18 protein-coding genes and 2 pseudogenes are annotated in these 20439 nt (G+C 66.6%); all 20 read left to right on the forward strand.

Annotated elements, in window-relative coordinates:
* Window positions 1-7: 7 nt before the first annotated feature.
* The 20 genes and pseudogenes from M6689_RS07915 to M6689_RS08010 all read left to right on the forward strand — a co-directional run bounded on the left by M6689_RS07915 (window position 8) and on the right by M6689_RS08010 (window position 20346).
* Window positions 8-478, forward strand: coding sequence for an NADH-quinone oxidoreductase subunit C (locus M6689_RS07915; RefSeq protein ID WP_298269980.1), 471 nt, complete (start codon window positions 8-10; stop codon window positions 476-478).
* 5 nt (window positions 479-483) lie between these two features.
* Window positions 484-1695, forward strand: coding sequence for an NADH dehydrogenase (quinone) subunit D (nuoD, locus tag M6689_RS07920; RefSeq protein ID WP_298269982.1), 1212 nt, complete (start codon window positions 484-486; stop codon window positions 1693-1695).
* Window positions 1692-2156, forward strand: coding sequence for an NADH-quinone oxidoreductase subunit NuoE (gene nuoE, locus M6689_RS07925; protein WP_298269985.1), 465 nt, complete (start codon window positions 1692-1694; stop codon window positions 2154-2156). Before nuoD ends, nuoE begins: the two co-directional genes overlap by 4 nt.
* Window positions 2153-3436 carry an NADH-quinone oxidoreductase subunit NuoF gene (nuoF, locus tag M6689_RS07930; RefSeq protein WP_298269988.1) on the forward strand — a complete coding sequence of 428 codons (1284 nt, stop codon included), beginning with the start codon at window positions 2153-2155 and terminating at the stop codon, window positions 3434-3436. Before nuoE ends, nuoF begins: the two co-directional genes overlap by 4 nt.
* 144 nt (window positions 3437-3580) lie before the next feature.
* A complete protein-coding gene (locus tag M6689_RS07935) occupies window positions 3581-4990 on the forward strand; it encodes a 2Fe-2S iron-sulfur cluster-binding protein (protein WP_298269990.1) in 1410 nt (469 codons plus the stop codon).
* Window positions 4987-6123 carry a complex I subunit 1 family protein gene (locus M6689_RS07940; RefSeq protein WP_298269992.1) on the forward strand — a complete coding sequence of 379 codons (1137 nt, stop codon included), beginning with the start codon at window positions 4987-4989 and terminating at the stop codon, window positions 6121-6123. Before M6689_RS07935 ends, M6689_RS07940 begins: the two co-directional genes overlap by 4 nt.
* Window positions 6120-6680: a 4Fe-4S dicluster domain-containing protein gene (locus tag M6689_RS07945; RefSeq protein WP_298269994.1), complete on the forward strand. Its 561-nt coding sequence runs from the start codon at window positions 6120-6122 to the stop codon at window positions 6678-6680. The genes M6689_RS07940 and M6689_RS07945 overlap by 4 nt, the downstream gene beginning before the upstream one ends.
* A complete protein-coding gene (locus M6689_RS07950; RefSeq protein ID WP_298269995.1) occupies window positions 6677-7174 on the forward strand; it encodes an NADH-quinone oxidoreductase subunit J in 498 nt (165 codons plus the stop codon). The genes M6689_RS07945 and M6689_RS07950 overlap by 4 nt, the downstream gene beginning before the upstream one ends.
* Window positions 7167-7469 carry an NADH-quinone oxidoreductase subunit NuoK gene (gene nuoK / locus M6689_RS07955; RefSeq protein WP_298269997.1) on the forward strand — a complete coding sequence of 101 codons (303 nt, stop codon included), beginning with the start codon at window positions 7167-7169 and terminating at the stop codon, window positions 7467-7469. Before M6689_RS07950 ends, nuoK begins: the two co-directional genes overlap by 8 nt.
* Before the next feature lie 4 nt (window positions 7470-7473).
* The gene (nuoL, locus tag M6689_RS07960; protein WP_298269999.1) at window positions 7474-9390 is read left to right on the forward strand and encodes an NADH-quinone oxidoreductase subunit L; all 1917 of its coding nucleotides are present in this window, start codon (window positions 7474-7476) and stop codon (window positions 9388-9390) included.
* Complete coding sequence (locus M6689_RS07965) at window positions 9383-10984, forward strand: NuoM family protein (protein WP_298270000.1); 1602 nt, start codon at window positions 9383-9385, stop codon at window positions 10982-10984. The genes nuoL and M6689_RS07965 overlap by 8 nt, the downstream gene beginning before the upstream one ends.
* A complete protein-coding gene (locus tag M6689_RS07970; RefSeq protein ID WP_298270002.1) occupies window positions 10974-12353 on the forward strand; it encodes a proton-conducting transporter membrane subunit in 1380 nt (459 codons plus the stop codon). The genes M6689_RS07965 and M6689_RS07970 overlap by 11 nt, the downstream gene beginning before the upstream one ends.
* 92 nt (window positions 12354-12445) lie before the next feature.
* A complete protein-coding gene (locus M6689_RS07975; protein WP_298270004.1) occupies window positions 12446-13771 on the forward strand; it encodes a radical SAM/SPASM domain-containing protein in 1326 nt (441 codons plus the stop codon).
* A 119-nt stretch (window positions 13772-13890) separates the two neighbouring features.
* Entirely contained in the window at window positions 13891-14745 is an 855-nt protein-coding gene (locus M6689_RS07980; protein ID WP_298270006.1) for a sulfide/dihydroorotate dehydrogenase-like FAD/NAD-binding protein, read from the forward strand.
* Complete coding sequence (gene gltA / locus M6689_RS07985) at window positions 14738-16144, forward strand: NADPH-dependent glutamate synthase (RefSeq protein WP_298270008.1); 1407 nt, start codon at window positions 14738-14740, stop codon at window positions 16142-16144. Before M6689_RS07980 ends, gltA begins: the two co-directional genes overlap by 8 nt.
* Window positions 16145-16567: 423 nt before the next feature.
* Window positions 16568-17746, forward strand: a complete 1179-nt coding sequence (locus M6689_RS07990) for a Fic/DOC family N-terminal domain-containing protein (RefSeq protein ID WP_298270010.1) — start codon at window positions 16568-16570, stop codon at window positions 17744-17746.
* A gap of 131 nt (window positions 17747-17877) precedes the next feature.
* The gene (locus M6689_RS07995) at window positions 17878-18240 is read left to right on the forward strand and encodes a MarR family transcriptional regulator (protein ID WP_298270012.1); all 363 of its coding nucleotides are present in this window, start codon (window positions 17878-17880) and stop codon (window positions 18238-18240) included.
* A gap of 25 nt (window positions 18241-18265) precedes the next feature.
* Window positions 18266-18544 (forward strand): annotated as a pseudogene (locus M6689_RS08000) (aldo/keto reductase); the annotation flags it as partial.
* A 181-nt stretch (window positions 18545-18725) separates the two neighbouring features.
* Window positions 18726-18944 (forward strand): annotated as a pseudogene (locus tag M6689_RS16280) (zinc-binding dehydrogenase); the annotation flags it as partial.
* 253 nt (window positions 18945-19197) lie between these two features.
* Window positions 19198-20346 (forward strand): iron-containing alcohol dehydrogenase, encoded by a 1149-nt coding sequence (locus M6689_RS08010; RefSeq protein WP_298270016.1) that lies wholly within the window; start codon window positions 19198-19200, stop codon window positions 20344-20346.
* Window positions 20347-20439 lie beyond the last annotated feature (93 nt).

Below are 20439 nucleotides of genomic sequence, written 5' to 3' on the forward strand. Positions count from 1 at the left end.
AACAGTCATGATCTACGCAACGATACTCTCAAACCTGAAGGATCTGTACGAGCGCTCCTGGGACAGCTTCGGCACGCTGGTGCTGGAGCTCCCGGTGGAGAACCTCTATCCGCTGGTGGAGCGGTTGAGCGAGGAGCTCGGCTTCGATCTCTTCCTTGACGTCACCGCGGTGGACTATCCCGGCCGGGAGCCCCGGTTCGACGTGGTCTACCACTTCTACGGCTCGGGGCATAACAGGCGGCTCCGTCTCAAGGTGCAGGTCCCGGAAGCGGACCCGAGCGTGCCGTCGCTGACCGGCCTGTACGGTTCGGCCCGCTACATGGAGCGCGAGGCGCACGAGATGTACGGCATCAGGTTCACCGGCAACGATGATCTGCGCCCGATCCTTCTCTACGAAGGTTTCGAGGGGCATCCCCTCCGGAAAGACTATCCCATCGACATGGAACAGCCCATCGTCGAGTACCGCGAGGCCAGGTGAGGAGAGTGGAATACATTTCCCCGGTCAGATCCCCCCTCGAGGAGAGCGCCTCTCCCGACCACGTGCTGGTGAACCTGGGGCCGTCGCACCCGGCCACCCACGGCACCATCCAGATCATCGCCGAGCTGGACGGCGAGACGGTGGTGAAGGCCGACGTGCATTGCGGTTACCTCCACCGCGGCTTCGAGAAGGAGGCCGAGCACCACACCTACCACAAGATCATCCCTTACACCGACCGGCTCAACTACTGCTCGGCCCTCAACAACAACTTCGCCTACGCCGCGGCGGTGGAGAAGCTCCTCGGGATCGAGATCACCCCGCGCTGCAAGTGGCTGCGGACGCTTTTGGCCGAGTACAACCGCCTCGCCGACCACGTGACCTGCATCGCCGCCACGGTCATGGAGCTGGGGGCCATGACCGCCTTTCTTTACCTCATGACCATCCGGGACTACATCTTCGAGCACCTGAATCATCTCACCGGCGCCCGGCTCACCTACTCCTTCGTGCGGATCGGCGGCCTGGCGAGGGACCTCCCCGAGGGGTGGCTGGAGCGGCTCGAAGAGATCCTGCAGTTCTACGAGCGCTACATCGGTCGGATCCACGGCCTGCTGGACAGAAACCGGATCTTCATCGACCGGACCCGCAACGTGGGGTGCATGACCCCGGAGCACGCCCTGAACTGGGGGTACACCGGCCCGATCCTCCGCTCCACGGGGCTTCCCCTGGACCTGCGCAAGGACTCCCCCTACCTCGCCTACCCGGAGCTCGCGTTCGAGGTGCCGGTGGGGATCAAGGGTGACAACTACGACCGCTACTACGTCCGGATGCGCGAGATGGACGAGTCGGTCTCCATGATCCGCCAGTGCGTGAAGCACCTTCCCGGCGGGCCGGTGAGCGTGGCCGACCCCCGGGTGACCCTGCCGGAGAAGGGGCGGGTCTACACCCAGACCGAAGCGGTCATCAGGCACTTCAAGCTGATCATGGACGGGATCGGGGTGCCGGCCGGCGAGGTCTACAGCGCCCACGAGGCCCCCAACGGCGAGCTCGGCTTCTACCTCGTGAGCGACGGGAGCGGACGCCCCTACAAGCTCCACGTCCGCTCCCCGAGCTTCGCCCACATGGGGGGGATGCACACGCTGCTGGAGGGGTACCAGGTGGCCGACATCATCGCCACCTTCGGCTCCATGAACATGATCGGCGGGGAGTGCGACCGATGAGCTGCCTGAACGAGAGATTCGACCGGCTGCGCGCCGCCTACCCGGCGGAGATGGCCTCCTCCCTGGTGCTGCCGCTCTTGCACCTGATGCAGCAGGAGAAGGGGCACCTCACCGAAAGCGATGCCCTCCATATCGCCGACTACCTCGGCGTCCCCGCCATGCAGGTGAAGGAGGCCCTCACCTGGTACACCATGTTCCACCGCCGGCCGGTGGGGCGGCACGTCATCAAGGTCTGCCGCAACATCGCCTGCTCCCTCATGGGGGCGGAGCGGCTCCTCGGGCACCTCACGGCGCGGCTCGGGATCGGGGAGGGGGAGACCACGGCCGACGGGCGCTTCACGCTCCTGGCGGTGGAATGCCTCGCCTCGTGCGGCACTGCGCCGGCCATGCAGGTGAACGACACCTACCACGAAGGGCTCACCGAGGAGAAAATCGACCGGATCCTGGAGGAGCTGCCATGAGCGAAGCGCGGGTCTTCTTCAACTTCGCGGTGACGGCCGATTCCCACCGGCTCCCGGCCTACCGGGACCGGCGGGGGTACGGGGCACTGGAAAAGGCCCTGCGGGAGATGGCGCCGGCCGCCGTGGAGGCGGAGGTGAAGGCCTCGGGCCTGCGGGGGCGGGGGGGGGCCGGCTTTCCCACCGGCATGAAGTGGTCCTTCGTCGACCGGAAGAGCCCGGTGGTCTACCTCTGCTGCAACGCCGACGAGGGGGAGCCGGGGACCTTCAAGGACCGCTGGATCTTTGAAAACGCGTCGCACCAGTTGATCGAGGGGGTCCTCCTGGCCTCCTACGCCCTGGGGGTGCGCCATGCCTTCATCTACCTCCGGGGGGAGTTCGACCTGCCGTACCGCCGGCTCTGCGAGGCCCTGGCCGAGGCGCGAGGGGCGGGGCTGGTGGGGGAGCGGATCCTCGGCAGCTCCTTCTCCTGCGACATCATCGCCCACCGCGGCGCCGGGGCCTACGTCTGCGGCGAGGAGTCGAGCCTCCTCACCTCCCTCGAAGGGTTCAAGGGGTACCCCCGGAACAAGCCGCCGTTCCCGGCGGTGAAAGGGCTCTACCAGGCCCCCACCGTCATCAACAACGTGGAGACCCTGGCCACCATCCCCTGGATCATCGCCCGGGGCGGGACGGCCTACGCCTCAATCGGCGCCGAAAAGAACAGCGGCACGCGGCTTTTCGGCATCTCCGGCCACGTGAACAAACCGGGGCTCTACGAGCGCCCCACCGGCTACCCCCTGAAGCGGATCATCTTCGACGACGCCGGCGGCGTGCGGGGGGGGAAGGGGCTCAAGGCGGTGATCCCCGGTGGCTCCTCCACCCCGGTCCTGACGGCCGCCGAGATCGACGGGATCACCCTCGACGCCGAATCGGTGCAGGCCGCCGGGAGCATGCTCGGCTCCGGCGGGATCATCGTCGTGGCCGAGGGGACCTGCATGGTCCGGCTCCTGCGGGTCCTCACCCGCTTCTACGCCCACGAATCGTGCGGCCAGTGCACCCCCTGCCGCGAGGGGAGCGCCTGGATGGACGAGATCGTCGGCCGCATCTGCGCCGGCAAGGGGGAGGAGGGGGACCTGGAGCGGCTGGAGGGGATCACCCGGGGGATCATGGGGAACACCGTCTGCGCCCTGGGGGATGCCGCCTCGATGCCGGTGGCGAGCTTCATTCAGAAGTTCCGGGACGAATTCGCCTACTTCATCAAGTACGGCCGCTCCATGCACGCCGGGCGGCTGGAAGTGTAGAAAAGCTTCCCCTCACCCCTGCCCCTCTCCCTCAGGGCGAGGGGAAGATCAAACCCTCTCCCCCGGGGAGAGGGTGGCCGAAGGCCGGGTGAGGGAGAACGCGGTTTTCTCTGTGTCCTCTGTGGCAAAAATCGGGTTTTTAGAATGATCGAACTGAAGATCGACAACCAGACCGTCGAGGCGAACGAAGGGGAGACGGTGCTGCAGGCGGCGCTGCGCAGCGGCATCGAGATCCCCCACTTCTGCTACCACCCCTGCCTCTCCGTGGCGGGGAACTGCCGCATCTGCCTGGTGAAGGTGGACGGCCGGCCGAAGCTCGTGCCGTCGTGCAACCTCCCCGTCGCCCCGGGGATGACGGTGGAGACCGATACGGAGGATGTGCGGGCGGCGCGGCGGGCGGTGATGCAGTTCATCACCCTCAACCACCCGGGGGATTGCGGCATCTGCGACAAGGCGGGGGAGTGCCGGCTGCAGGATTACCACGTCCGCTACGGCGAGGAGGAGTCCCACTCCCGGGAGCCGAAGCATCACCGGCCGAAGTTCAGCGACCTGAGCCCGCGCATCGTGCTGGACAACGAGCGCTGCCTCCTCTGCAGCCGCTGCGTCCGCTTCACCCGGGAGGTCTCGGGCTCGCACCAGCTGGGGATCGTGGAGCGGGGGAGCCACGCCCGGGTGGAGCGGCTGGAGGGGCGCCCCTTCGACGACCCGTACTCCGACAACGTCATCGGCCTCTGCCCCACGGGGGCGCTCCTCTCCCGGGATTTCCTCTACAAAAGCCGGGTCTGGTACCTGGAGCCGGTCCGCTCGGTCTGCACCGGCTGCGCCCGCTGCTGCAGCGTCAACGTCTGGCGCCGCCAAAGGGAGTGGCACGTGCGGGCCCTGGGGGCGGAGCTGAACCGCGCCGCCTACCGGGTGACCCCCTTCGAGAACCCGGCGATCAACGGCCCCTGGCTCTGCAACAAGGGGTTCGACCTCCACCGGCGGATGGCCCGCAAAAGGGCGCTGACGCCGCTGATCGGCGGCCGGGAGGCGACGGCGGAGGAGGCGGTGCAGGAGGCGAAACGGCTCTTCGCGGCTGCCGGGAATCCGGCGGTCCTCGCCTTCGCCCCTGCCTCCAACGAGGAGCTGGCGGCGTTCAGGGATGGGCTGGGTCGCCGCGTGCAGGTCTACACGCGGGAGGATTACCACACCGAGCCGGGAGAGGTGGCGGAGGACGATTTTCTGATCCGGGGGGACAAGAACCCCGCCAGCTACTCCATCCGTGCGCTCTTCGGCAACCGCCCCTATGCCCCCGCAGCCCGCCACGATCTCGTGGTGATCTGGGGCGAGCGGGTCGATTACCATGCCCTCGGGGGAGCGAAGCTGATCCATCTCGCCTCCTTCGAGCCGGCCGGGGAGACCGCCGCCGACCTCCTCATCCCGGTCTCCACCACCTTCGAGCGGAGCGGCACCTTCACCAACTTCGAGGGGAAGGTGAACCGCTTCGAAAAAGTGTTCGACAAGCCGGCGCAGGTGCTGCACGCCGGCGACCTGTTCGGGAGGCTCGTCCCATGATCCAGGATCTGGTCGTCTATCTCCTCTTCATGGGGTACGCCATCGGCTTCATGCTGGGGCTTGCCACCCTCTTCACCTGGGTGGAGCGGAAGCAGTCGGCGGTCATGGCCGACCGGATCGGCGCCAACCGCTGCTACCTCCGGCTCCCCTTCACCAACGTCAGGTTCGTGGCGTGGGGGCTCTTCCACGGCATCGCCGACGGGGCCAAGATGCTCCTCAAGGAGAACTTCACCCCCAAAACCTACGACCGCCTCTGCTACAACCTGGCCCCCTGGCTGGCGGCGGTGCCGGTGCTCCTGGTCTTCGCCGTGGTCCCCTTCGGCGGGACCCTGGCGCCGGGAAGGCTCCTCCCCCAGCTCCACCCCTTCTTCGGCGAGCGGAGCTACGCCATGCAGGTGGCACACATGGACGCCGGCATCCTGGTGGTCCTCTCCTTCTCCGGGATCGGCATCCTCGGCACCATGCTGGCGGGGTGGTCCTCCAACAACAAGTTCTCGCTCCTGGGGGCCGCCCGGGCCGCTTCCCAGATGATCTCCTACGAGGTCGCCATGGGGCTTGCCCTCATCAGCCTGGTCGCGACCTACGGGACCCTGGATCTCGGCGCCATGGTCAGGTGGCAGTCGGGAACACTCTTCGGCGTTCTCCCCGCCTGGGGGATCTTCACCCAGCCGCTGGCGCTTCTCCTCTTCCTCACCGCGGCCATCGCCGAGAACAAGCGGGTCCCCTTCGATCTGCCGGAGTGCGAGTCGGAGCTGGTGTCGGGCTACTTCACCGAGTACACCGCCATGAAGATGGGGCTCTTCATGCTGAGCGAGTTCATCGAGATCGTGGTGGTGTCGGCCCTGCTGGTGACCATGTTCCTCGGGGGGTACAACCTCCCGTTTCTAACCGATGGGGGCTTTGTCCTGCCGACCGGAAGCGTGTGGCATCTCTCCCATCCCGCCGTAGTCCTGCTCCAGGTCGCCACCTTCCTGGTGAAGGTCTTCCTGGCCGGCTGCTTCATGATCCAGATCCGCTGGTCCCTCCCCCGGTTCCGCTACGACCAGCTCATGGCCTTCGGCTGGAAGTTCCTGATGCCGCTGGCGGCCGTGAACCTGGTGGCGACGGCGGGGGTGCGGTGGTGGTTGACATGAAGAAAGAGTACTGGAACAAACCGGCCCTGGGGCTCCGGGAGCGCCTCTACCTCCTGGAGGTGATCCGGGGGCTCTGCATCACGGGTGGGGTCTTCCTCGGCAACATGTGGAAGTGGCTCACCTTCCGCAAGGGGGCACTTACGGCCTATTACCCGGAGGAGATCCGCAGCGACTACTCCCCCGCCAACCGGGGGCGCCACGTCCTGACCCGGCGGGAGAACGGCGGGGTGCAGTGCGTGTCGTGCAACATGTGCGCGACGGTCTGCCCGGCCTACGCCATCGAGATCCTCTCCGCCGCCGATTTCGACGATCCCTGCCACCCCAAGTCGCCGGAGCGGTTCGAGATCGACTACTCCCGCTGCATCTTCTGCGGCTTTTGCGTGGAGGCCTGCCCGGAGGACGCCATCCGGATGGTGAAGGAGGTCCCCGATTTCCCCGGTTTCGACCGCGACGCCATGTGGGCGGGTCGGGATCTCCTCATGAACTGGCGGCCCACCGGCGATCCGGCCAAGCAGTACCCCGCCGCGTCGCCGTCTCCCGTGGAGGTGCAGCCGTGACCGGCGCATTTATCGCGTTTTTCTCCCTTCTGGCCGTGGCGTTCGCGGCCCTTGTCATGACGGTGCGCCAGCCGATGCGGGGGGCCCTTGCGCTCTGCGGCCACATGGTGAGCCTGGCGGCCATCTACGCAGCCCTCGGCGCCCACGTGGTGGCGATCTTCCAGGTCCTCGTCTACGTGGGGGCGGTGATGGTCTTCATGGTCTACACCATCATGTTCCTGGACGACCGCGACCCCTCCTGCCGGCAGCTCTTCTCCCGGCTGGCGCTCCCCGCGCTGGCGGCGGCGCTGGTGGTGGCCGGGGCGTTCCGCTGGCTCTTCGGGGAGCTGCCTGCCGGCGCGCCGGCAGCGGCGCCGGTCGATATCTTCACCTTCTCCGCCTTCTCCCTCGCCTTCATGAAGCAGTACTGGTTCCACTTCGAGCTGGCGACGGTGCTGCTGCTGGTGGGGGTGGTGGCCGCCTGGGCGGCGGTCAGGGAGGGGCGCGATGGATAGGTACCAGTTTCTCGTGGCGCTGGCGGGGCTCATCTTCGCCATGGGGCTCCTGGGGGTGGCGATCCGCCGCAACCTCCTGGTGGTCATGATGTGCCTGGAGATCATGCTGAACGCCGTGGTGCTCTCCTTCGTCACCTTCGCCGTGCGCAGCCAGACCCTCTCCGGCGTGGCCATGACCTTTTTCATCTACGTGGCCGCCTCCTGCGAGATCGCCCTGGCCATGGCGATCGTGGCGTTGCTCGTGAAGCGCAACGGCTCGCTCGATCTCTCCGCGCACCAGGATCTGAAAGGGTAGGGGAATGACCAGACTCGCACTCATACCGCTTCTGCCGCTGGCGGGATTCCTCGTCAACGGCCTCGTCGGCTCCCGTCTCCCCCGGTGGGTGGTGGCGCTGGTGGCCTGCGGGCTGCCGGCGGCCTCCTTCGCGCTGACGGCCGGTCTCTTTCGGGAACTCGCGGCCGGCGGGACGCCGGTGACCGAGACCCTCTTCACCTGGGCGGCCCTGGCGGATTTCCGGGTCGACGCGGCCCTCTGCTTCGACCAGGTGGCCGCGGTGATGTGCCTGGTGGTGACCGGGGTGGGGAGCCTGATCCATCTCTACTCCGTCGGCTACATGGCCCACGACAAAAGCTTCGCCCGCTACTTCGCCTACCTGACCCTCTTCCTCTTCTTCATGCTGCTGCTGGTCCTCGGGAAGAACCTCCTCATGACCTTCGCCGGCTGGGAGGGGGTGGGGATCGCCTCCTACCTCCTGATCGGCTTCTGGTTCGAGGACGGCGAGAAGAACGCCGCCGCCATGAAGGCCTTCATCGTCAACCGGGTGGGGGACACCGGCTTCATCCTGGCCGCGTTCCTCATCTGGTTCTTCGCCGGGACCCTCGACTTCCGGGGGATCAACGCCTTCTTCGCCGTCGCCCAGCCTTCCGCGGCGGTCATGAACACCATCGCCCTGCTCCTTCTGCTCGGCGCCTGCGGCAAGTCGGCCCAGATCCCGCTCCACGTCTGGCTCCCCGACGCCATGGCCGGCCCGACGCCGGTTTCGGCCCTGATCCACGCCGCCACCATGGTCACCGCCGGGGTCTATCTGCTGTCGCGACTGAACGGCGTCTTCCTCCACGCCCCCGCCGCCATGACCGTGGTCGTCTGGGGCGGGGCGCTGACCGCCTTCCTCGGCGCCACCATGGGGCTCGTCCAGTTCAACCTCAAAAAAGTGCTCGCCTACTCCACCATGAGCCAGATCGGCTTCATGTTCATGGCGTGCGGCCTCGGGGCCTTCCAGGTCGCCTTCTTCCACCTCTTCACCCACGCCTTCTTCAAGGCCTGCCTCTTCCTCGGCGCCGGCGCGGTGATCCACGCCCTCCACGGCGAGGAGGACATGCGCCGCATGGGGGGGCTGGCCAAGGGGATGCCGTTCACCTTCCTCACGTTCCTCTTCGCGAGCCTCGCCCTCTGCGGCGTCCCCCCCTTTGCCGGCTTTTTCTCCAAGGACGAGATCCTCTGGAGCGCCTGGTCCGCGGCGGGGGGCTCGCCGGCCCTCTGGCTGGTGGGAAGCGTCACTTCCGGCATGACCGCCTTCTACATGTTCCGCGCCATCTTCCTCACCTTCTTCGGCCCCTGCAACGCGCCGGAGAAGGCCCGGGAGGGGATCCACGAGCCCCCACCCTCCATGGCGGTGGTCCTCGGCATCCTCGCCTTCTGCTCCCTGGCGGCCGGCTTCATTGGCCTTCCCGGTTTCTGGCGAAAGGCGCTCGGCTTCCCCGCCCCCTTCTACGACTTCCTGGCGCCGGTCCTGGGCCATCCCCCCGAGGCCGGGGGCGCCGTCCACCAGGCCGAGCTGCCGCTCATGGCGATCGCGGTGCTGGCGGCCGCTCTCGGCATCTTCCTCGCCTGGTTCTGCTACAGCCGCCGCCCCCACTGGGCCGGGAAGCTCCGGGAGCGGGCCGGCGTTGCCCACGGGGTGGTGAGCCGGGGATATTTCTTCGACGCCGTCTACCGGAGGGTGGTCGTGCGCCCGGCGGACTGGCTTTCCGAGGCGGTCCTGGCCCGCCGGGTGGAGACGGCCCTGGACGCCGGGACCCTCGCGAAACCCGTTGACGGGGTCAACGCCGCCGCGCGGCTCTTTTCCCGACTGCAAACCGGCAGCGTCCAGGGGTATCTCTTCTACGTCCTCCTGGGCCTCGCCCTGATCCTCTGCTGGGGGGTAACCCATGTCTGATTCCCAAGCCGTCCGGTTCCCGCGCGCCCTGCCGGCGGTGGGGACCCTCGCCCTGGCCGGTTCCCTGCCGCGCATCCTGACCATGCTGGTCATGGCGGCGGTGCTCGTCCTCTCCGCCTGGCTGTTCCGGGCCTACGACGGTGCGACCCCACTGCCGGCGGTGAACCTCCCCTGGATCGAATCCCTCGGGGTGAATCTCCACCTGGCGGTGGACGGGCTGAACGTCTACCTGCTGCTGCTCACGGCGCTCCTCTTCCCGGTGGTGCTCGCCTGCGCCTGGCGCAGCGCCGAGGCCCGGAGCGGGCTCTACCTTTCGCTGCTCCTCCTGCTGGAGGCGGGGCTTCTCGGCACCTTCCTCTCCCAGAACCTGATGCTCTTCTTCGTCTTCTGGGAGGCGGTCCTCATCCCGATGTTCATCCTGATCCTGGTCTTCGGGGGAGGGGAGGCGAGGCGGGCGGCCACGGCCTTCTTCCTCTACACCCTGGCGGGGAGCGTGCTCCTCCTGGCCGCCGTGATCCTTCTGGGGGTGGAGTCGTGGCGGCAGACCGGGAGCTGGTCCTTCGAGTTCGCGCTCCTCTCCCGGCTCCACCTCGGGTGGGGGACCGAGCTCTTCGTCTTCGCGGCCGTCGTCCTCGCCTGCGCCATCAAGTGCCCCCTCTTCCCGTTCCACTCCTGGCTCCCCCTGGCCTACGGCGAGGCCCCGGCCTCCGGCACCGCCCTGATGGCCGGCGCCCTCTCCAAGATGGGGGCCTTCGGGCTCATGAAGCTCGCCCTGCCGCTCTGCCCCAACGTCTCCGTCGTCCTGGCCCCGTATCTGGTGCTCTGGGCCGTCGGGAGCATCCTCTACGGGGCCGTGGCGGCGCTCCGCCAGGACGATTTTCGCAAACTCGTGGCCTACTCCTCCCTCAGCCACATGGGGTACATCGTCCTCGGCCTCTTCAGCCTCCAGGAGGCGGCCCTTCACGGCGCCCTGCTGCAGATGCTGAGCCACGGGGTGGCGGTGGCGGGGCTCTTCCTCGTCCTGGGTCTGCTGGAAGAGCGGCTGGGGGGCTCGTCCCGGGAGCTCACCGCTCTTGCCACCCACGGGCCGCGGCTGGCGGTGGTGCTGATGCTCTTCATCCTGACCTCGGTGGCGCTGCCGCTCACCAGTGGCTTCACCTCCGAGTTCCTGATCCTCTTCGGCGCCTTCCAAAAGGCCCTGGCGGCATGGCGGGCCGGCTCCGGCGCCCTTGCCCTCGTCGCCGTGCTCCTCGCCACCTCCGGCATGGTCCTCGGCGCCGGCTACCTGCTCCGGTTCGCCCGGGCCATCCTCTTCGGCCCGGCCCGCAGCGGGTCGAGGGTCCGCGACCTGAAGCCGCGGGAGGCGCTCGCCTTCGTCCCGCTTCTCCTCCTGATCGTCTGGATCGGCGTCTTTCCCGCCCCCTTCATGGCGAAGGCGCAAAGCGCCGTGACGCAGCTGACGCAAGTATCACCCCTCTTTGTGAAAGGGGGGCCGGGGGGGATTTCCGTGCCGCAGCCGGAATCAAATCCCCCTAAATCCCCCTTTGTCAAAGGGGGACTTTCTTCGGGCAACGGAGGCGCCGATGGCCGCTGATCTCTTCCACGCCCTGCTGCCGGAGCAGCTCCTCCTCGGGCTCATCCTCCTCCTGATGCTGCTGGAGATCTGCGGCGCCGACCGGCGTTTCGCCGGCCTCCTCTTCACCCTGGCGGCCGGCGCCGGCTGCGGCGTCCTGCTCCTGCAGCTAGGCCAAGGGTACACCGCCGATGTCGTGCCGGGGGAGATCCGGGTCGACCGCTTCGCCCTCCTCGCCCGGCTGGTGATCCTTGGGTGCGGGGTCATCCTGGGGCTCTGCTCCCCGGCGGCGTCCGACACCGTCAAGTCCCGGCTCCTCCTTGCCTCCTCGCTCCTCGGGGGGCTCGTCATCATGGTCAGCGCCGGCTTCATCCCCCTCTTCATGGGGATCGAGATGCTCTCGCTCCCCGCCTTCGCCCTGATGGTGCACGGCCGCGGCCTCTCCCCCGCCGGGGAGGGGGCGTTCAAGTACCTCCTCATGTCGTCGGTGGCGAGTGCCCTGATCCTCTTCGGCCTGTCGCTGGCCTACGGCAGCACCGGCTCCCTCGCCATCGGCGCCTTTGCCGCCGCCCTGCCGGCCGGCGGGCCCCCGCTGCTGGTGGCCGGTCTCCTCCTCCTGAGCGGCTTCTTCCTCAAGGCGGCGCTTTTCCCGTTTCACGGCTGGGCCCCCGATGCCTACGGGAGCGCCCGGCTGCCGGTAACCGCCTTTCTCGCCTCGGTCGTCAAGGGGGCGGTGGTGCTGGGGCTGGTACGGATCCTTTCCGCGGCGAGCCTCGATGCCGAAACCGTGGCGGCGGTCACCGTCCTGTCGGTGGCCTCCATCTTCTACGGCAACGTCACCGCCATCCGCCAGGTCGCCTTCAGGAGGCTCCTCGCCTATTCCTCCATCGCCCACGCCGGCTACATGATGTTCGCCCTGACCGACGGCAGCGGCGGGCGGACGGAGGCGCTTCTCTACTACGTGGCGGTCTACGCGGTCACCACCATCGTCGCCTGCACCTGCTTCCGCCTGCTGGCGGGGGAGGGGGACGAGCTGGCGCTCCTGGAGGGGGCTTTTGCCGCCCGCCCCGTGCCGGCACTACTTCTTGGCCTCTCCGCCCTGTCGCTGGCGGGGATTCCGCCGCTGCCGGGCTTTCTCGCCAAGTTCTTCATTTTCAGGGCGGTCATCGCCTCCGGTCACCTGGCGCCGGCGGTCCTGGCCTTTGCCGGGAGCTACGTCGGGGTCGTCTATTACCTCGGCATCGTGCTGCGGCTGTTCAGGCCCTCTGCGCTACCCTCCAAAGCCAAAACCGCATCCTCCCCCTGCCGGAGCTGGGGCGGGGTGCTGCTGGGAACGGCGGTGCTGCTGCTGTTCATGCTGGTTCCCGGCGTTTTTAACGGGCTTGCTTGACGGCGTGAGACGTGAGATGTGAGAAGTGAGACGCATAAGTACTGGGTTCACGTCTAACGTCTCACCTCTCACGTCTTGCTTCAGGAGAAGATATGACACCGAATTCCCGGGAGGCGGCAACCATCGCGCCCCCCCTGCGCGACTACCCCGCGAAGCTCTTCGTCGAGACCACCACTCGCTGCAACCTGGGGTGCGTGATGTGCATGAAGCAGGCGCCGGGGTGCGGCATCACCGACGGCGACCTGCAGCCGGCCCCCTTCGCGGCCCTGGAGCCCGCCTTCCCCCGCCTGGAGGCGCTGGTCCTGAACGGGATCGGCGAGCCGCTCCTCAACCCCCGGCTGGAGCAGTTCATCGCCCGGGCCCGCAGGCTCATGCCGGCCGAGGGGTGGATCGGCTTCCAGAGTAATGGCCTCCTGATGACCAACATCCGGGCGCTCTCCCTCGTGGATGCGGGGGTCGACCGGGTCTGCCTCTCCATGGACGGCGCCTCCCCCGACACCTTCCGGGCGATCCGCGAGGGGGGGAAGCTGAACGACCTGGAGTGGGCCCTCTCCGCCCTCACCGCCGCCAAGGCCGGGTGCGGCCGGCACGACCTGCAGATCGGGGTCGAGTTCGTCCTCATGCGCGATAACCTGCGGGAGCTCCCGGCGGCGCTCCGGTGGGCCGCCGCCCGGGGGGTTACCTTCGCCCTCGTCTCCCACGTCCTCCCCTACGACGAGTCCCACGCCGATCAATGCGCCTACGACCTCTGTACCGACGAGGCCCTCTCCCTGTTCCACGTCTGGCAGGACAAGGCCGAGCTCGCCGGGGTGGAAATCCGCCGCTACTTCGAGCTCCTCTTCCGGTTCGACCGCAACCCCGAGGAGCAGCGGATCGTCAACTTCGTGGAGGCGATCCGGGCCGATGCCCACCACCGCGGCATCACCCTCGACCTGAAACGGCTCTTCGCCCTGGACTACGGCCGGCTCGCCGAGGTGGCCGAGGTCTTCGAGGAGGCGCGGGAGGTGGCGCGGGAGACCGGTCTCGATCTCCGGCTCCCCGAGGCGGCGCCGCGGGAGCGCAAGCGGTGCGACTTCGTGGAGCAGGGCGGGGCCTTCGTCTCCCGGGACGGGGGGGTGCACCCCTGCTACTACCTCTGGCACTCCTGCCGCTCCTACGCCAACGGCTGGCTCCACCCGGTAAAGCCCCGGCTCTTCGGGAACCTGGCCGGGCGGGGGATCCTCGACATCTGGAACGGCCCGGAGTTTCGCGCCTACCGGGAGAACGTCCTGCGCTACGACTACCCCTACTGCCCCGGCTGCTCCTTCGCCCCCTGCGACTACGTCCAGGCCGAAACCTTCGAGCAGGACTGCTACGTGAACGCCGAGCCGTGCGGGAGCTGCCTCTGGAGCGCCGGGATGTTCCAGTGCCTGTCGTGACCGGCCGGGCTGATGAAATCATTTTGTAAACATTTTGTTTTGTGGTTATCTAAGGATAACGAATATCAGGTTTTTCCGGCGGCCCGGCCGCCGCTATCACACTGTTGGAAGGTGCATGCATGTACGAAATCCTTGAAAACGTAATCCTGGCGCCGAATCTCCACCGGCTGACGGTGAAGGCGCCGCGCGTGGCGAACGCCCGCAAGCCGGGGCAGTTCGTCATCGTCCGGGCCGACCGGGGGGACGAGCGGATCCCGCTCACCATCGGCGACGCCGACCCGGCCGCCGGGACCATCACCCTCTTCATCCAGGCCATCGGGGCCTCCACCCTCAAGATCGTCTCCATCCCCGTGGGCGGGGCGCTTCGCGACGTGGCCGGCCCCCTGGGACAGCCGACCCACATCGAGAACTGGGGGCGGGTCGCCTGCGTCGGCGGCGGGGTCGGGACGGCGGTCCTCTTCCCCCTGGCCCGGGCACTGGCCGAGGCGGGGAACCAGGTGACCACCATCATCGGCGGCCGCTCCGAGCAGTACATCATCCTGGCCGACGAGCTGGCGGCCTTCTCCGCCGAGGTCCTCATCACCACCGAGGACGGGAGCCGCGGCCGCAAGGGGTTCGTCACCCACGCGCTGGCCGACCTCATCGCCGACCCGGCCCGGGCGCCCAGGGTGGTGCTCGCCGTAGGTCCCGTGCCGATGATGCGGGCGGTGGCGGAGCTCACCCGTCCCCACGGCATCGAGACCGTGGTGAGCCTGAACCCCATCATGATCGACGGCACCGGCATGTGCGGCGGCTGCCGCGTGGTGGTGGGAGGAGAGTCGAAGTTCGCCTGCGTCGACGGCCCGGAGTTCGACGGCCACCTGGTGGATTTCGCCGGCCTGAGCGACCGCCTTACCACCTACCGCAGCTTCGAGGAACGGGCCCGCCATGCCGCCACGGAGTGCCGGCTGGCGAAGGAGGTGGCCAATGGCTAACGATCTCGGCATGAAAGAGCGGCTCGCCCTGGGGCGGGTCCATATGCCTGAACTGGACGCCACGGTCCGGAGCCGGAACTTCGAGGAGGTGAACCGGGGGCTCGGCCTGGAGGAGGCGGTGCGGGAGGCGAAGCGCTGCATCCAGTGCAAGCACCGCCCCTGCGTGGAGGGGTGCCCCGTGGGGGTCTCCATCCCCGAGTTCCTCGACGCCCTGGCGGCGGAAAACCTCCCCGAGTCGGCCCGCATCCTCCAGGGTGACAACGCCCTGCCGGCGGTCTGCGGCCGGGTCTGTCCCCAGGAGACCCAGTGCGAGGCGAAATGCGTCCGCGGGATGAAGGGGGAGCCGGTGGCCATCGGCTACCTGGAGCGCTTCGTGGCCGACTGGGCCATGGCCAACCCGGAGAAACTCGTGAAGACCCAGCTTCCTCCCGCCACCGGCAAAAAGGTGGCGGTGGTCGGCTGCGGCCCGGCCGGGCTCACCGCCGCCGGCGAGCTGGCCCGGGCAGGCCACGGCGTCACCATCTTCGAGGCGCTCCACGACACCGGCGGGGTGCTCCGCTACGGCATCCCCGAGTTCCGCCTTCCCAAGGAGATCATCGACGTGGAGGTCTCCCGCCTGGTGGCCATGGGGGTGGAGATCGAGTGCAACGTCATCGTCGGCAAGACCCTCACCCTGGGGGAGCTGCGGGAGGAGTTCGACGCGGTCTTCATCGCCAACGGCGCCGGGCTCCCCACCATGCTCAACATCCCGGGGGAGAACCTGAAAGGGGTCTACTCGGCCAACGAGTTCCTGACCCGGGTGAACCTCATGGAGGCGGGGCGTAACCCCCATGCCCCGACCCCGATCATCGCCGGCCGTCAGGTGGCGGTCATCGGCGGCGGCAACACCGCCATGGACTGCGTCCGCACCGCCCGCCGCCTCGGCGCCGAGCGGGCCATGATCGTCTACCGCCGCGGCGAGGCCGAGATGCCGGCCCGGGTGGAGGAGATCAAGCACGCCAAGGAGGAGGGGGTGGAGTTCGTCATGCTCACCGCGCCCCTGGAGATCGTCGGCACCGATGCTGGGTGGGTCGCGGCGCTCCGCTGCCAGCGGATGGAGCTGGGGCCTCCCGACGAGTCGGGGCGCCGCAAGCCGGTGGCCGTGGCCGGGTCGGAGTTCGACCTCCCGGCGGAGGTGGTGGTGAACGCCGTCGGCACCCGCGCCAACCCGCTTCTCACCGCCACCGCCCCCGCCCTGGAGCTGAACCGCTGGGGGAACATCGTGGCGGACGAAAACGGCGCCACCAGCATCCCCGGCGTCTACGCGGGGGGAGACATGGTGCGCGGCGGGGCCACGGTGATCCTCGCCATGGGTGACGGCAAGCGGGCCGCCGCGGCCATCAACAGTCACCTGTCCTGACGCGCCGCGCAACAACTGTCGCGAAAAAAGCCGCTCCCGTCTGCATCGTGCAGACGGGAGCGGCTTTTTTTGTGTGGAAATGGGTCTGAGTCTCATGCAACAGTCCCGAATAGTTCCCTCCCCCGTTAGGGTGGGGGGGAAGTTGTCACGACCTCAGTTTCTCATATGTTGAGCATTCAACCACACCCTGACCCCCTCCCGTCAAGAGAGGGGGAAGTCTGATAGGGGAAATTGGGGTTTTCTCTTTGCCGTAATGGAGCCCGAACTGTCAGGATCAAGGGTCTCCAGGTCAGCTTAATAATAAACTGAACAATCGGCCGCACTATTGAAAGGTTTTGACCAAAACTATAAATAGTGCTCTTGCTTATTTAAAGTTTTAGAACTAACTTTAAACTAAACCATCCTCTACTAAAGGTTTTTGCCATGAAAACGAGTGACCTCTCCCCTGCACGTCGAAAACTGCTCGTCCCCTGCGTCGATTACCCCGGGGCCCTTGCGCTTGTGCCGCCGCCAACGCCTCGCGTTCTCGATCTTAAGGGAGCGGGCGACGAGTTGCGTCGTGCATCGAATGCCCTGGAACTTCTGAAGGACCTCTCGTCGCGGCTCCCGAACACCGATCTCATCACGCGAACCGCGGATCGGCGGGAAGCGGTCCGGAGCAGCCAGATCGAAGGGACCAACGCCGGCGTGAACGACCTCTTCACCTACGAGGCGACAGGCAGTGGCGAGGGACTCCCGCCGGATGTCCGGGTCACCCGCAATTACGTGGTTGCCCTCGAATACGGCTTGCGGAAAGTCAGGGAGAGCGGCCCCGCAGCGCTCGACAACGTCTTGGTGAAAGAGCTTCATGCGCACCTCATGGATGGCGTGGAGCATGGCGGCACACCCGGCGAATTCAGAAAAATACAGAACTGGATCGGCGGCGGAGGCAACATTTACCGGGCCCGCTTCGTGCCGCCACCTCCTGATCGTGTGCCGGCATGCATGGACGACCTGGCACGGTTGCTGACGTACAGTCCAGGGGAAGAAGAACAGGTGGTGCTGTCCCTCGTGATGCGGATGGCGATTGCCCATGCGCAATTCGAGACGATTCACCCCTTTATCGACGGCAACGGCAGGGTCGGCAGAATCCTGCTGCCGCTCATGCTCGCCGCGGAAGGCTATCCTCCCGTCTATCTGGCTGGATACCTGAAAGACAACCAGCGGGAGTATTACGACGGCCTGGCGGGTGTCCAGCTTCGTGATGAATGGTCGGCGTGGGTGCAATTCTTTGCCTGCGGCGTCGAGGAGGCGGTCCAGGAGTCGATGCGGACCGCCCTGGCCCTCGAAGGTATCCTGAACAGATGGAAGGGGCAGCTCGCCCAGCTGGGGCTCCGCTCCCACTCGTCGCTGCTCAAATTTCCCGAGTTGATGATCGGTACGCCGGTTTTGACGGCGCATAATGCCGGCAAAGCGCTCGACATTTCCTTTCCTGCCGCAAGCGCCGCCCTGGCCCAATTGGAGAAAATGGGCATTCTGGTCCAGCCGGTCAAACAGCAGCGGAACAGGATCTTTGTGGCAACGGAAGTGATTGAGGTGCTGAACCGGCCGGCGGGTGGGTAGTTCCCTTGCCTGAGGTTTTGTGGGATGGGTAAATTTTGCATGGTGTCCCTGGAATTCCGTGCGTATCTCTTCACCACTCTGGAAGCGTTGTTTGCCGATTTCGAAAAGGACATCAGGGAGGCGCTGAAAAAATGAAACGAGATATCAAGGTTGGGATCAAGTCCGACGAGGAATTCTTTGCCGAGGCGCGAGAAATCGCCCGCAAGCTCGACAGCGGCTGGCGACCGGAGCAGCCGGTCGAACGGCTCTATTTCGAGGATCTTCCCACACTGCTCAAATACCTGACTCCGAAACGGTTCGAACTGCTCAATACCCTGCACGCGATGGGGCATGTGAGCATCAACGCCTTGGCGAAGAAGCTTCACCGGCAATACCGCAATGTCTTTGATGATGTGAAGACCCTGGAGCGGTTGGGCCTTGTGGAGAAGGATGAAGAGAGCCGGTTCTTCGTACCCTGGGACGAGATCGATGCGACCTTCCGCCTGGCGGCGTGAGGGAATTAAGTAAACTGTCACCGGAATGAAGGCGAATCAGGCCATGGTCGATCTGCTCGGGAGAATCGCGGCAGAGAAAAACGCGACCCCCGCCCAGATCGCCCTCGCCTGGCTGCTGGCCCAGAAGCCGTGGATTGTGCCGATCCCCGGGACCACGAAGCTGGATCGGCTGGACGAGAACATTGGCGCGGTTGCCATTGAACTCACTGCCGATGATCTCCGCGAGATCGACAGCGCCGCCGCCCAGATCACCGTGCAAGGCAACCGGTACCCGGAAAAGCTGGAGCAGTTGACCGGCCGGTAATCACTCACTCCCCCCTTTGACAAAGGGGGGCTGGGGGGGATTTCTTCACGCTGCTACCTGCTGCAAATCCCCCTAAATCCCCCTTTTTTAAAGGGGGACTTAAAATCTGAACAGGAGACAACCATGTACAAAGCAAAAGCCTATTCCGCAGCCAGCGCCACCTCGCCGCTGGCTCCTCCAGCTTGCCGGAGTCGCGCCGCTGCTCTGCGCCGGGATCACCACCTGGTCGCCGATCCGCCGCTGGGGAGATCTCAACGGGAAGAAGGTCGGCGTGGTCGGTCTTGGCGGGCTCGGGCACATGGGAGTGAAGTTCGCCAAGGCCTTCGGCGCCCATGTGGTCGTCTTTACCACCTCGCCCGGCAAGAAAGAGGATGCGCTCCGCCTCGGGGCCGATGAGGTTCATTGTATTAATACCCCAGTCCATCCAGAAAACAAACCGCGTGCCATATCGGAACAGAATGCGCTAAAATGGAGCAGTAGTCCCTGTTCCTAAATGGAGCAACGTTGGTGGACCGTTGTGGCGCAGAATGCCGTAAACGGTCGGTTGGCGGCTTTTGCACGGGAATTGCAAACGTATACGGCTGTATACGGCATCATCCCTAAGGTTTGACGGTGGGACCGCGGGAGCCTGCCCGGTTCCGAAAGGAGACAGTGTGAATATCAGCAAGTTTGTGGCGCCGGAGATCATCTTCGGTCGCGGTTCCCTGAGCCAGATCGGCGAGAGCGCCGCCCGGATCGGCGCCTCCAAGGTGTTTCTGGTCAGCGACGAGGATGTGATCAACGCCGGCTGGGTAGACCAGGCGCTGCACTACCTCCACGCCGTCGGCCTGGAAACCGAGATCTACTCGTCCCTCACCTCTAACCCGAAGGATTTCGAGGTGCTGGAGGGGGCGCGGCGCTACCAGGCCTCGGGGTGCGACGCCATTGTCGCCGTCGGCGGCGGCAGCCCCACCGACGTGGCGAAGGCGGTGGCGATCCTCGCCAGCAACGGCGGGCAGTTGCGCGATTACGAGGGGATCAACAAGATCTCCCGCCCCCTGCCCCCCATGGTGATCGCCCCCTCCACCGCCGGCGCCGGCTCCGAGGTAAGCCAGTTCGCCATCATCGTCGACACCGAGCGGAAGCTGAAGATGTCGATCATCTCCAAGTCCCTGGTCCCGGACATCGCCATCGTCGACCCGGAGCTCCTCAGCACCAAGAACGCCAAGCTGGCGGCCGCCACCGGCATGGATGCCCTCACCCATGGCATCGAGTCCTACGTCTCCCTGGCGGCGACCCCCCTGACCGACATCCACGCTTCCAAGGCGATCCAGCTCATCGCCGCCAACCTCCGGCGAGCGGTGGCGGATCGCGGGGACGCCGAGGCCAACACCAACATGGCGATGGCGAGCCTCACCGCCGGTATCGCGTTTTCCAACGCCATCCTGGGGGCCACCCACGCCATGACCCACCAGGTGGACGGCCTCCTGGACCAGCACCACGGCGAGGCCAACGCCTCGATCCTGCCGCACGTCATGGAGTTCAACCTCCCGGCCTGCCCCGAGCGTTTCAGGCAGATCGCCTGGGCCCTGGGGAAGGATGTGCGCAATACCACCGTGGAGGAGGGGGCACGGCTGGCCATCGAGGGGATCCGGGAGCTGATTGCCGATATCGGCCTCGCCAAGGGGCTGGGGGAGCTGGGGCTGCGCCCGGAGTTCATCCCGCAGCTGAGCCGCAACGCCCTCAACGATGCCTGCCTGGTGACCAACCCGCGCAATGCCTCGGTGGATGAAATTGAAGCCATCTTCCGCAAGGCGATGTAGTCCGCCTCCGCCTTCGGGGGATCTTCGACCCGGTCTCAATCCCATAATCCTCGACGTAGCGCTGCTACGCCTGCGGTTATGCTCGATCGGCCG

This window comes from Geobacter sp. (assembly GCF_027327745.1).
In the GTDB taxonomy this organism is placed as follows: domain Bacteria; phylum Desulfobacterota; class Desulfuromonadia; order Geobacterales; family Geobacteraceae; genus Geobacter.